The sequence below is a fragment of the Gordonia spumicola genome, assembly GCF_009932475.1.
Taxonomy (GTDB): domain Bacteria; phylum Actinomycetota; class Actinomycetes; order Mycobacteriales; family Mycobacteriaceae; genus Gordonia; species Gordonia spumicola.
Genome location: NZ_BJOV01000002.1, coordinates 633,886 through 646,152 on the forward strand (window position 1 = coordinate 633,886; position 12,267 = coordinate 646,152).

At 69.1% G+C, this 12,267-nt stretch carries 13 protein-coding genes; 8 read left to right on the forward strand and 5 right to left on the reverse strand.

Annotation, left to right across the window (positions count from 1 at the left end):
- Positions 1–2: 2 nt before the first annotated feature.
- The gene (gene pknB, locus GYB83_RS05085; RefSeq protein WP_161894454.1) at positions 3–1,919 is read left to right on the forward strand and encodes a Stk1 family PASTA domain-containing Ser/Thr kinase; all 1,917 of its coding nucleotides are present in this window, start codon (positions 3–5) and stop codon (positions 1,917–1,919) included.
- Here the strand turns inward: pknB and GYB83_RS05090 are convergent.
- Positions 1,916–2,563 carry an aminodeoxychorismate/anthranilate synthase component II gene (locus tag GYB83_RS05090; RefSeq protein ID WP_161894455.1) on the reverse strand — a complete coding sequence of 216 codons (648 nt, stop codon included), beginning with the start codon at positions 2,561–2,563 and terminating at the stop codon, positions 1,916–1,918. The two genes, pknB and GYB83_RS05090, sit on opposite strands and share 4 nt — an antisense overlap.
- Before the next feature lie 56 nt (positions 2,564–2,619).
- Between GYB83_RS05090 and crgA the strand changes: the two genes are divergently transcribed.
- Positions 2,620–2,910: a cell division protein CrgA gene (crgA, locus tag GYB83_RS05095; RefSeq protein ID WP_161894456.1), complete on the forward strand. Its 291-nt coding sequence runs from the start codon at positions 2,620–2,622 to the stop codon at positions 2,908–2,910.
- A gap of 88 nt (positions 2,911–2,998) precedes the next feature.
- A complete protein-coding gene (locus GYB83_RS05100) occupies positions 2,999–3,451 on the forward strand; it encodes a PH domain-containing protein (RefSeq protein ID WP_228461172.1) in 453 nt (150 codons plus the stop codon).
- Here the strand turns inward: GYB83_RS05100 and GYB83_RS05105 are convergent.
- Both GYB83_RS05105 and GYB83_RS05110 read right to left on the reverse strand, forming a co-directional pair.
- Positions 3,444–4,148: a rhomboid family intramembrane serine protease gene (locus GYB83_RS05105; protein WP_228461174.1), complete on the reverse strand. Its 705-nt coding sequence runs from the start codon at positions 4,146–4,148 to the stop codon at positions 3,444–3,446. The genes GYB83_RS05100 and GYB83_RS05105 overlap by 8 nt on opposite strands.
- A gap of 151 nt (positions 4,149–4,299) precedes the next feature.
- Positions 4,300–4,830, reverse strand: coding sequence for a peptidylprolyl isomerase (locus tag GYB83_RS05110; RefSeq protein ID WP_186349713.1), 531 nt, complete (start codon positions 4,828–4,830; stop codon positions 4,300–4,302).
- Positions 4,831–4,923: 93 nt separating this feature from the next.
- On the opposite strand from GYB83_RS05110, the gene GYB83_RS23335 reads away from it, so the two are divergent.
- Together GYB83_RS23335 and GYB83_RS05115 are read left to right on the forward strand one after the other, a co-directional pair.
- Positions 4,924–5,088: a hypothetical protein gene (locus GYB83_RS23335; RefSeq protein ID WP_186349714.1), complete on the forward strand. Its 165-nt coding sequence runs from the start codon at positions 4,924–4,926 to the stop codon at positions 5,086–5,088.
- 9 nt (positions 5,089–5,097) lie between these two features.
- A complete protein-coding gene (locus tag GYB83_RS05115) occupies positions 5,098–5,637 on the forward strand; it encodes a DUF4190 domain-containing protein (RefSeq protein ID WP_228461175.1) in 540 nt (179 codons plus the stop codon).
- A 4-nt stretch (positions 5,638–5,641) separates the two neighbouring features.
- Here the strand turns inward: GYB83_RS05115 and GYB83_RS05120 are convergent, their stop codons facing one another.
- Positions 5,642–6,892, reverse strand: coding sequence for an NAD(P)/FAD-dependent oxidoreductase (locus GYB83_RS05120; protein ID WP_161894459.1), 1,251 nt, complete (start codon positions 6,890–6,892; stop codon positions 5,642–5,644).
- 112 nt (positions 6,893–7,004) lie between these two features.
- Between GYB83_RS05120 and GYB83_RS05125 the strand changes: the two genes are divergently transcribed.
- Entirely contained in the window at positions 7,005–8,513 is a 1,509-nt protein-coding gene (locus tag GYB83_RS05125; protein ID WP_161894460.1) for a PucR family transcriptional regulator, read from the forward strand.
- Here GYB83_RS05125 and GYB83_RS05130 read toward each other — a convergent pair.
- Positions 8,503–9,627, reverse strand: a complete 1,125-nt coding sequence (locus tag GYB83_RS05130; protein ID WP_161894461.1) for an alpha/beta hydrolase family protein — start codon at positions 9,625–9,627, stop codon at positions 8,503–8,505. The two genes, GYB83_RS05125 and GYB83_RS05130, sit on opposite strands and share 11 nt — an antisense overlap.
- Positions 9,628–9,800: 173 nt before the next feature.
- On the opposite strand from GYB83_RS05130, the gene GYB83_RS05135 reads away from it, so the two are divergent.
- Both GYB83_RS05135 and GYB83_RS05140 read left to right on the forward strand, forming a co-directional pair.
- Positions 9,801–10,505, forward strand: a complete 705-nt coding sequence (locus GYB83_RS05135; protein ID WP_161894462.1) for a cutinase family protein — start codon at positions 9,801–9,803, stop codon at positions 10,503–10,505.
- A 281-nt stretch (positions 10,506–10,786) separates the two neighbouring features.
- On the forward strand, positions 10,787–12,250 hold the full coding sequence (locus GYB83_RS05140) for an APC family permease (RefSeq protein WP_161894463.1): 1,464 nt from the start codon (positions 10,787–10,789) through the stop codon (positions 12,248–12,250).
- The last annotated feature ends 17 nt before the right edge of the window (positions 12,251–12,267 follow it).

A 12,267-nucleotide genomic window follows, 5' to 3' on the forward strand; every position in this document is an offset into this window, starting at 1 on the left:
CCATGAGCGACCTGGATCCGCACTACCTGTCCGAGCGGTACGAGCTCGGTGAGACGTTGGGCTTCGGCGGCATGTCCGAAGTCCAGTACGCGCGCGACCTGTTGCTTCACCGCGACGTCGCGATCAAGGTGCTGCGCGCCGACCTGGCGCGGGATCCGTCGTTCTACCTGCGTTTCCGTCGTGAGGCGCAGAACGCCGCCAAGCTGACGCATCCGTCCATCGTCCAGGTCTTCGACACCGGCGAGGCGCAGACGCCCGAGGGGCCGCTGCCGTTCATCGTCATGGAGTACGTCGACGGCGACACGCTCCGCGACATCCTCCGCGCGTCGGAGTCGGGCGTCATCGCACCCAAGCAGGCGATGACGTGGATGGCCGATGTGGCCGCCGCGATGGACTTCTCGCACCGCGCCGCGATCGTCCACCGCGACATGAAGCCCGCCAACGTGATGATCGACCGCGCGGGCGCGGTCAAGGTGATGGACTTCGGCATCGCACGCGCCATGGACGACACGTCCGCGACGATGACGCAGACGTCCGCCGTGATGGGCACCGCCCAGTACCTGTCGCCCGAGCAGGCGCGCGGCATCAAGGTCGATCCGCGCAGCGACATCTACTCGATGGGCTGCGTCCTGTTCGAACTCACGACGGGCGAACCGCCGTTCACCGGCGACTCGCCGATCGCCGTCGCCCACCAGCACGTGCACGAGGATCCGCGCAGGCCGTCGGCCGTCCGACCGGAGCTGTCGCCGGAACTCGACTCGATCGTCATGCAGGCGATGAGCAAGAACCCCGCCAACCGGTACCAGACGGCGGCCGACTTCCGGTCGGACCTCATCAAGGTCCTCGCGGGCGGCAAGCCGTCGGCTCCGATGCTGCTCACCGACGAGGAGCAGACCGACTACATCAACGCGCCGCGCCTCGCCGCGCGCGACGAGGCTCCGTCGCGCCGCAACGGTCGTCGCCTGTCCGAGGTGATCGACGACGAGCCGGTGCCGCTGCACCGACGTCGCCGCCTCCAGGTGGCAGTCGCCCTCATCGCGATCCTCGCCCTCGTCGGCGGGCTCATCGCGTGGGCTCCGTGGACGCCGGACCAACCGTCGATCGCCGTCCCCAAGGTGACCGGGCTGTCGGCCGACGCCGCCAAGGCCAACCTCGAACAAGCCGGCTTCACCGTCAAGGAGCAGGACGAGGCGAGCACCGACATCGCCGAGGGGCTCGCCACCCGCACCGTCCCAGGGAACGACGTCCCGACCCCGAAGGGCTCCGAGGTCACCCTGTACGTGTCCTCCGGACCGCAGAAGACGCCGATCCCCGACCTGCGCGGCAAGACCCTCGAAGACGCGCGCAACGAACTGCGCGTCCAGGGCTTCACCAACGTCAAGGTGGAGAAGATCGACTCGACTGCGGCGCTCAAGGACAAGGTCGTCCGCACCAACCCGCAGACCGGTGCGACCGTCGCCGTCACCAGCGACGTGACCGTCTTCATCGGAACCGGACCGAAGGTCGTGACCGTCCCCGACCTGCGCGGACAGACCGAGAAGCAGGCGACGGCGACCCTCGAGGGCATGGGCTTGGACGTCGTCTCGGTGCAGGCCGACTCCGAACTCCCCGCGGGTCAGGTCGTCAACACGTCGCCCGGCGTCGGCGAATCGGTCCGCGTCGGCAGCACCGTCCAGCTGATGGTGTCCCGCGGCAACATGTTCGTCGTCCCCGACCTGCGCGGCATGACGCCCGACGAGGCGCAGGCCGCCCTCGTTCAGGCGGGGTGGGGCGACACGACCCTCAACAGCAACGACCGCAAGGTCCCGCTCGGCAGCTCGAACGACGGCAAGGTCGTCTCCCAGCGTCCCGCACCCGGCGACACCCTCAAGAAGTCCGACTCGGTCTCGATCGTCGTCGGCCGGGCCAGCATCTTCTAGGGATTGCCGAGCGCCTTCGCCATCTGCTCTTCGAGGAGGTCGACGCGGCCCGCGGGGACGTCGAACCCGCACACGGCGAGCCAGTTGGCGAGCATTCTGTGCCCACCCTGGGTCAGCACGCTCTCGGGGTGGAACTGCACGCCGTGGATCGGCAGTTCGCGGTGCGCGAACGCCATGACGATGCCGGTGTCCGTCGTTCCGGTCACTTCGAGGACGTCGGGGATCGTCTCCGGAAGCACCGTCAGCGAGTGGTAGCGGGTGGCGACGAACGGGTCGGGCAGGCCCGCGAGAACGCCGCGGCCACTGTGGTTCACCAGGGACGTCTTGCCGTGGAGGAGTTCGGGCGCACGGTCGACGGTGGCGCCGAACGCCTCGCCGATGGCCTGGTGGCCGAGGCAGACGCCGAGGAGCGGAGTTCGCGCCGCAGCGGCGACCGAGACGATCGGCACGGTCGCTCCCGCACGGTCGGGTGTTCCGGGACCGGGGCTGAGGAGTATCCCGTCGAACTCGGCGACGACGGCCTGGAGATCGGCGAGCCGGTCGTCGTCGTTGCGCCAGACGACGGCCTCGACTCCCAACTGGCCGAGGTATTGGACCAGGTTGTAGACGAAACTGTCGTAGTTGTCGATGACGAGGATGCGCACGCCTGCAAGGTTAGCGTTTTCGCTGCTGACGGTGCAGCTGGGATACCGTAGAGGGTATGCCGAAGTCAAAGGTCCGGAAGAAGACCGACTACACCGTCAACAGCGCCAGCCGTACCCCGGTGAAGGTGAAGGCGGGACCGTCGGGTGTCGTGTACCAGTCCGTCATGTTCGGACTCATGCTGATCGGCCTGCTGTGGCTGCTCGTCTACTACTTGGGCGCGACCCAGGAGACGTTCGGCTCGGAGGGCAAGTTCCTGCACTGGATGAGCGAGCTCGGATCGTGGAACATGCTGATCGGTTTCGGCTTCATGGTCGTCGGTCTGTTGATGACGATGGGCTGGCGCTGACCATCGCCGCGTTGTCCCCATGTGGAAATTACATGTGTGTAAGTAATCCCCACCTGTGGACAACTCTTGTGGACAACGTGTGAATCCTGTGGATGAGACTTCCGCCGCAACCACCTGGTCGACGCCCGTCCCGGCCGGGATCGCGCTGATCGGCGCCGGGGCCGCCCTGCTCGCGGCCGCGGCGGCATCGTTCGCCGAACCGCCCGCGATGGTGTTCATCGGCATCGCAGCCGTCGGACTCGTGGTCACCGGTGTCATCGCGCTGGTCCGTCGGCCCCGGATAGCCCTGTACGAGGGCCCGCGCATCGCGGTCCGGACCATCACCGGTCGCGTCGACCTGACCCCGGACGACGTTCTGAAAGTCGGTGTCCTGCACACGCGGCGGCTGGCGGGCCGGAGCCGTCAGCTGGTGCTCGACCTGCCCGACGACCGGCTCCTGGTCTTCGGCCGATGGGATCTCGGTGTCGACCCGGCGGTGGTGGCCGACGCCCTCCGCGACGCGGGCTTTCGAGGCGACGCGGAGAGCCCAGCCGTCAGCTGACTGCGCCGATGCCGGTTCCGATGGCGATCGCGAGAACGGCGAGGGCCGCGAGCCCGTACCAACCGACCCGGGAGACCGCGGCCTGCGTCCGCTTCTCGGGCGACAACACCTGTACGGGCAGCCAGAGGATGACGGCGGCAGCGGCGGCACCGAACGTGAGGCCGCCGACGTGGCCCCACAGGGAGATGTTCGGGATGGTCACCGAGATGACGAGGTTGACGGCGATCACGCCGAGCACCGTCTGCACCGGAGCCTTGAGGCGCAGCAGCAGGATCAGCAGCGCGCCCATCAGACCGTAGATGGCGCCAGACGCACCGGCGGTCGCCGCGACACCCGACTGCAGGGCCATCACGGCGGCGCTTCCACCGAGCAGGCTGACGAGATAGATCGCCAAGTACCGTCCACGCCCGAGGACTCGTTCGAGGTCGGCGCCGATGATGTACAGCGAGAACATGTTGATCGCGAGGTGCGGCACACTCTGGTGCAGGAACCCCGACGTGAGCAGTCGCCAGTATTGGTCGTCGAATCCGGCTCCGTTGATCAGCACGCCTTCGCGGTAGATCGACGACAGGTACAGCGTGGTTCCGCCCGCCTGCAGCAGGACGGCGACGAAGACGATCACATTGGCGGCGATCAGCCCGTAGGTGACGACGGGTTTCGCGTTCATCGCGGCGACCGCGGGCACGGGTCCGCTCACGCGGGACGACGCCGCGTCGTTCGCGATGCATTCGACGCAGTGCTGGCCGACGGAGGCCGGACGTAGGCATTCATGACAGGCCGACCGCCCGCACCGCGTGCACGAGAGCGCGGTGGGGCGGTCGGGATGCCGGTAGCAGACCTGGTTCAAGTCAGGAGAGCTCGACGCTCTCGATCCTGACCTCGTCGAGCGGGCGATCGGCCCGGTCGGTCGCGGTGGTCGCGATGGCGTCGACGACGGCCTGCGACGCCGCGTCCTTGACCTCGCCGAAGATCGTGTGGCGACGGTTCAGGTGCGGGGTGGGACCGACGGTGATGAAGAACTGCGAGCCGTTGGTGCCCGGTCCGGCGTTCGCCATCGCGAGGAGGTACGGACGATCGAACTGGAGTTCCGGGTGGAACTCGTCGGCGAACTGGTAGCCGGGGCCGCCGCGGCCGGTGCCGGTCGGGTCGCCGCCCTGCAGCATGAAGCCCTCGATGACGCGGTGGAAGATCGCACCGTCGTAGAACGGGCCGCTGGCCTCGCCCTTGGCGTTGGTCGACGAGTAGTCCTTGGAACCGTCGGCAAGGCCGACGAAGTTCGCAACGGTGACCGGTGCGTGGTTCGGGAAGAGTTCGATGACGATGTCGCCGCGATTGGTGTGCAGGGTCGCGGTCTTGTTCTGCTCACTCACGTCACCCATGAAACCACGTTCGTCTGACAATTCGATGTGATCGGGCCCCTATCAGCGACAACGGTGTTGGCGCGTGCTCGGCTCACCTGGCAACCTGGAGGGATGGGCAACAAACTCCTCATCGTCGTCGGCTCCGCGCTGACCCTGCTCGTGACGGGGATCGTCGTCGTCGCACGGCGGTCGCGCACCGAGCATCCGCCGGTGTCGCCGACCGTCCCGCGAGTCGAGGACCTCGTCGATCCTCCCTCGACCTCGGCCGGAAGGTAATTTGTTCTCGTGACCACTGACGATCCGCGCCGCGGCCCGATGCCGTCGAACCCGAATCAGCCGCGTCCGGCACAGCCCGGGATGTCGCGCCCCGCGCCGCAGGCCGGGGCCCCGGTCCGCCCGAATCCCGCACCGCAGGGACCGCCGCCGCGACCGGCCCAGCAGGCCGCGCCCGCCAAGGCCGCGAATTCGCTCGCGTACTCGGCCGTTCCCGAGCGGGGACGCACCGAACCGCCCGTCGCCGCACCGATCCCCGCCCGGCCCGCGGCCCCCGCGCCACGGCAGGCCGCCACCGTCAAGAAGAGCCCCGTGAGCCCGTCGACCGACCGTTCCAGCGAGATCAACTACCTGTCGATCATCGCGCTCATCCTGTCCGGACTGGGCATCACCTTCCCGTTCGGCCTCGGACTGGGCTACTACTCTCGCAATCAGATCGACCGCGACGGCACGGTCGGCCGGCCGCTGGCGACCGCCGCGATCGTCGTCGGCTACCTGTGGCTGCTGGCGCTCATCCTGGGCGTCATCGCCTACGTGTGGATCCTCGTCTGACAGATCATCGGACCGGGTCGAACGGAGCCAGCTCGGACGGTGTCCGGCCGGTCACGATCGCCTCGGCCAGGAGCCGCCCGGTCGCCGGGCCGAGCGTGATGCCCCACATGCCGTGACCGCCCGCCACGTGCACGCGCGGAGCGAAGGTCGTACCGATGACGGGCAGGCCATCGGGCGTGCAGGGGCGTGATCCGACCCATTCGTCCTTGCGGTCGTCCAGGTCGACGCCGCGCAGCAGCGGACGGGCGGCGTCGACGATCGCCGCGACACGACGCTCGTCGAGCGCCGCGTCGGGATCGCGGAACTCCATCATTCCGGCCACCCGCAGACGGTCGCCGAGCGGAGTGCACGCCACCCGTTGTGCCGGGAAGTACACGGGACTGTCCGGGAGATCGTCGATCGGCACGCTGAAGCTGTAGCCGCGGCCGGCCTGGACCGGGACGCGGACGCCGAACTCGCGTGCGTGACGGCTGATCCAGGCCCCGGTCGCCAGGACGACGTCATCGAACCGTTCCGTCCCGTCGGTGCCGGTCACGACGACGCCGTCCGCGTCCGGCGCGACGTCGTCGACCCTGACCCCCTCACGGATCCGTCCGCCGCGCTCACGGAACGACGCGGCGAGGCTGTCGACGAACGCGCCGGGATCGATGAACCGCTGGCCCTCCAGGCGGATCGCGCACCGCACCTCGTCCGACAGCGCGGGCGAGATCTGACGGGCCCGGTCGCCGTCTATCAGCTCGAAGCCGATGTCCTGGCCCGCTGCCTCGATGTGACGCAGTTCCTCGAGCAGCACCTCCCTGTCGGTCTCCGTGCGGTACGCGGCCAGGAAGTCGTCCGCCGCCCGCGTCGTGACGCGCACACCGCCGTCGGCGAGGGCGTCGAATGCGGGCAGCGCGGTCCGGTTCATCGGGACCAGCGCGTCCATCGCCTTGTTCCATCGGGACGCCGTGCTGTGCCGGGCGAACGATGCGAGGAAGCGGATGAGGCGGGGATTGGCCGTCGGCGGCACGTACACCGGCGACGACGGGCTGAGCACCGCGCGCAGTCCGTACTTGAGGACGGCGGGTTCGGGCAGCGGGGTGCTGATGCCGGGGGTGAGCCAGCCCGCGTTGCCCCACGACGAGCCCGCGGCGACGTCCTTGCGTTCGAGCACCGTCACGTCCACCCCGCGCTCCTGGAGGAACCAGGCAGTGGAGAGTCCGACCATGCCCGCACCGACGACGGCGATCCGTCGCGTCCGACCTGTGGTGTTCATTGCGGGAGTCCTTTCGTCGCGGCCCGTGCCATCACAGTGTCCGATCGAACGTGAGTGAAGTCACGATGCCGATCGCACAATCAGCTACCGTCGCAAGTGTGGTGAGAGCACAGTGATCGATCTCGACACGCTCACCGACTCGCTCGGCGAGAGCCTCGTCCGACGGGTCGTACGCAGCGGCAGACCCGCGGTGTCCGACGTCCTGCTCGCCGACGGCGACGCCCCGGCGCAGCACGCGGGAGCCCTGCTCCTGGGAAACGGGGTCCGCGACGAGCACTCCGCCCTGCTCGTGCTCGAATCGGCGCGGGCCACGGGCGCCTGCGCGGTGGTACTGCGCGCGCCGTTCGCCGAGGCGATCGCGGACACGGCGACCCAGCGGGATGTGACGGTGCTCGAGCTGCAGCCGATGGTGTCGTGGACGCACTTCGTGTGGCTGGTGCGGAGCATCCTCGACCAGTCGGCCGGATCGTCGGACGCGATCGCCCATCACCCGGTCGACTACGGCGAGCTGTTCGAGTTCGCCGACGCCGCCGCGGCGATCGTGTCGGCGCCCGTCACGATCGAGGACGCGTTCTCCCGCGTGCTGGCGTACTCCGCCCTGCAGGACACCGCCGATCCGGTGCGGATCTCGACGATCGTCGGACGGCGCGTCCCCGAGCCCGTGGTGAGACACTTCCGCTCACGCGGGGTGTTCCGGAAGCTGATGGCCGCGACCGAGCCGTTCCGAGTGGCCGCGGGCGACGACGTCCTCGAACGCCTCGTCGTCCCGGTCCGGGCGGGTCGCGAGTTCCTCGGCTCGGTCTGGGTGGTCGACCCCGGTGTGCTCTCCGACGACCAGCTGGCCGAGTTGGTCCGCACGGCGTCGGTCATCGCCCTGCACCTGCTCCGGCTCCGTGCGGTGTTCGGCGCCGCCCGCCGGGTGACCATCGAACGACTCCGGTCGGTGCTGATCACCGGTGACGAGACGGCCGACCGACTCCCAGCCGGGCCGTGGCGGGTGGTCGCGCTCGGCAATGCGTCCACCGACACCGACTTCCGGCTGGAACTGTGGGAGCTGACGTTGCGTCGCCTCGGCTGGTCGCAGCCGTTGCTGACCGACGTCGACGGCGTCCCCGTGACCCTCGCCTCCGCCGTCGGACGTCTGCCCGGCAGCTGGCTGTGGCTGTGCGAGGCGGCCGCATCGCTGGCGGACCAGATGGACGCGCTGCTCGCCGCCGGCCGACAGGCGTCCACCGCGGCCGACCTTCCGCGCTCGCGGGCCGACGCGCTCGACGTCCTCGCGCTGGCCCGGGCCGGATCGGTTCGCACGCCCGTGACCTCGGACGACGTGTGGCACGAACTGGTAATCGCGCGTGCCGTGGCGTCGATGAGCGGAGCCTCGCCCGGACCGATCGACGCGCTCCGAGCGCACGACGTCGACCATTCCAGCGACTACGTCGGGACGCTGCGCGAGATCCTCGCGTACCCGGCCGAGCCGACGCGCGCCGCGGCTCGCCTCGGAATCCACCCCAACACGCTGCGCAACCGTCGGGCGGCGATCGTCGCGCTCCTCGACGTCGACCTCGACGATCCGCGGATCCGTTTGGCGTTGGCGTTGGCTGTCGAGTCGCTCAGCGCTTGAGCCGCGTCGCGAAGAAGCGGTCGAACGCCGCCCACTGAGCGGCGTCGAGCTGGGTGTGCGAGCCGTTCCCCACCGATGTCGAGAAGTTCACGCGGTTCGCGGCGAACTGTGCGACGAGCGACGCGTGCAGCGGCGACGGGACGGTGGTGTCGAGGGTGTTGAGGATCAGCAGGATCGGGGCGTCGTATCCGTTGACGGCGACGGCCATGTACCGATTCAGCGCCGCCGTCATCGCGGGCGTGCCGAGCGGCCGCGACAGCAGTCGCCCGAAGGCGAGGCCCTTCGGCAGGATCGGGCTGCGGCACGTCACACCGACCTGGTCCACGAGGCGGCGCCCGTACGGGGTGAGGTACGAGTCGACGTTCACGCTCGGATCGGCCTGCCGCAGACCCGCGAGGATCCCGAGCAGGAAGCCGTACGAGTCGTCGAGCGGCGACGGTACCGGCGGGATGTACGGGCCGAGCAGCGGCATGATCTTCTCGACGTCCGACTCCGGGTCGACGGCGACGGTCCCGCGGAAGTCGGACCGAGGACCGTACGTGCGTTGACGATGCGCGGTCGCGAGTGCGGCCTGACCACCCTGCGAACCCCCGGCGACTCCCCAGCGGTTCGCGAGTCTGGGCTCGATCGAGCGGGATGCGTTGAGCAGATCTATCGTGGCCGACGCCTCGCTGCGGTTGTCGAGGTAGGGGTGGACGCCGACGTCCATCGGCCCGAGTCCCACGTAGTCGGACGCGACGACGGCATATCCGCGGTCGATCAGGCGCGACACGAACTTGTCCGGTGACGCGTCGGCGAAGCTCTGCCCTCCGCAGCCCGGACCGTATCCCGAGGTTCCGTGGGTGTACGCGACCACCGGCCAGCCGCCTGCCGGGGCGGTGCCGGACGGAAGCATCAGGGCGCCCGACGCCTGGACCGGTCGGCCTCGGGAGTCCTGCGTCCAGTACGTGACCGCGCGTCCGCCATCAGCCAGATCACGCCAGCCTGCCGGACGCTGCGTCACCGAGATCACCGTCCCCGGCGCGTTCCCGGCCGCCCGCGCGGGCGAGATCGGGATTAGACCTGCGATGACCGTCGCGATCACCACGAGAAGGAGGCAGAGTCGTCGTGTCATACGATCGGACGCTACTCGTGTTCCACGTGGAACACGTCCCATTCCAGACATGTCCCGCGTCGCACGACGAGACGTCGGACAGTTCGTGCACCGCGGGCCGCGCGACGCTCCACGTCATGCGACCGGACCAACCGACGAGCTTTTGTCGGCCCCTCCATTTATGATCTTCAGTCATGACCAAACGCCTGCTCATCGTCCTGGCTGCCGCGCTGGCTATCGCCGGGCTCACCGTCCCGCTCGGCAGCGGCACGGCCACCGCCGCGGACTGTGCCGACGTCCAACTCGTCTTCGCCCGGGGCACCCAGGAAGCGGACGCCCCCGTCGGGACCACCGGCCTGGCCCTGTACCGCTCGCTGCAGAACCGCTTCCCCGGCAAGGACGTGCGCGTGGCCCCCGTGCGGTACCAGGCCAGCGGAGCCTTCGCCGAAGGCGTCGACTTCTTGAAGACCGTCGCCGAAGGGGTGCGCGACGCTCAGGGTCAGATGCGGTGGCTCGCGTCGAACTGCCCGTCCACCAGGATCGTGCTCGGCGGCTACTCGCAGGGCGCTGCCGTCGTCACCTACGCGGTCAGCGATCAGCTGAGCAGCGTCGCCCCGGTCGTGCGCGAGGTGCCCGCTCCCCTGCCCGGCTCGGTGTCGCGCCACGTCGCCGGGGTCATCCTGTTCGGCGCACCGGCCGACCGCTGGTTCTACGAGGCCCACGTCCCGCCGATGCGCGTGGGCGCCCGGTACCGTGCGCTCCTCCGCGACTACTGCATCCCCGGAGACAACATCTGCGACGGCGGACCGATCAGCCAGCCCAACACCGTCCACGGTCAGTACTCGGTCAACGGCATGACCGACAACGCGGCGAACTTCGTCGCCCGCCGCGTGCACTGACGTAGACCCGCAGCAGACGTCGAACGCCGCACATCCCTCGGGATGTGCGGCGTTCGTGGTTTTCGCCTCCCGGCCCGAGCCGGAGGCCGATGCCTTTCCCACATGAGTGGAGGCATCCGAAAGTCCTGAGCCCCAACGCCTTCCGGGCTGCATGTGCCTCGTCCACGCGGACCGTCTGACGAATCGATCGGCGACAGCCCTTGTGATCAGGCTCTCACTGGGCCTACTCTTGCAATCTCAGTCATACGACTGACTTTGATTTGATCCAAGGAGGTCCGCCGATGACGGACACAGTGCTCCACACCGACTCGACCACGGACGCGGCGACCGGGAGCGGTCGCCTGCAGGGCGACCTCGGCGTCTTCCACATAGCCGCGATGGTCATCGCGACCGCGTCGCCGCTCGGCGTGATGGGAGGCGCCGCGGCGTTCGCGATGGCGGGCGGCAACGGTTACGGCGTCGCGGGCACGTACCTGATGATGACGATCCTGATGCTCGGGTTCGCGTACTGCCTCGGCGTCATGTCGCCGTCGGTCCGCAATGCGGGTGCGTTCTTCTCGTTCGTCGGCAAGGGCTTCGGCCCGATGGCCGGTGTGGCGACGGCCGCGCTCGCGTGGCTCGTGTACTACGCCGTCATGTTCATGGTCTACGCGTACCTCGGCGTGCAGGTGAACGGCGTCGTCGTCACCCTCGGCGGACCGGACGTCGACTGGTGGGTGTACGCCCTCGCCTCAATGGCGATCGTCGGCACGCTCGGCTACCGGCGGATCGATCTGACCACGAAGGTCCTGTCGGTGACGCTCACCGTCGAGGTGGCGTTGATCCTGATCGTGAACACTGCCGTCGTGGTCCACGGCGGCGCATCGGGTCTGCACTTCGAGGGCTTCACACCGTCGTCGATGTTCCCCGACGGTTCGGGTTTCGCGGTCGCGGCGATGTTCTGCGCGATGAGCTTCATCGGCTTCGAGGCGACCACCGTGTTCCGCGACGAGGCCCGCGACCCCGACCGCACGGTCCCCCGCGCGACGTACATCGCCGTCGTGTTCATCGGCCTGCTGTACGCGGGGTCGGCCTGGGCGCAGTCGATGGGCTACACGCCGGACGGACTCGCCGAAGCCGGGTCACAGGGATCCGCGGTCCTGCTCGGCAATGCGGCGACCTACGTCGCACAGACCCTGGCCGACGTCATCCAGGTGCTGTTGGTATCGGCGCTGTTCGCCACCGCGCTGTCGTTCCACAACGTCCTGGCGCGCTACATGCACACTCTGGGACGCGCGGGGCTCCTGCCCACGCGCATGTCGGCCGTGCACCCGCGCCATCAGGCGCCGTCGTTCTCGTCGCTCGTGATGTCGATCGTCTCCGTCGCCACCCTCGCGGTCGCGTTGATCGCCGGGCTCGATCCGATCATCGACATCGTGAACTGGGCCAACGGCGTGTCGGCGCTCGGATTCTTCGTCCTGCTCACGGTGACGACGGCGGCCGTGGTGGCATTCCTCGTTCGACGTCGCGCCGCACGGCCCCTCGCCTACGTGACGGCCGTCGGCGCGACCCTCGCCTTCGCGGCGCTCACGTGGGTCGCCGTCGTCAATTTCGGCACGCTGGCGGGCGGCGACACCGCGCTGGCCGTCGTACTCATCGGGACGATTCCAGCGCTCGCCCTCGCCGCCCTCGCCAGGGCCGTCGTCCTGCGGCGGACCTCGCCGTCCCGCTGGCAGTCGCTGCGCGAACTGATCAGCTCCCACTGACCGCAGACGCCGCCCGT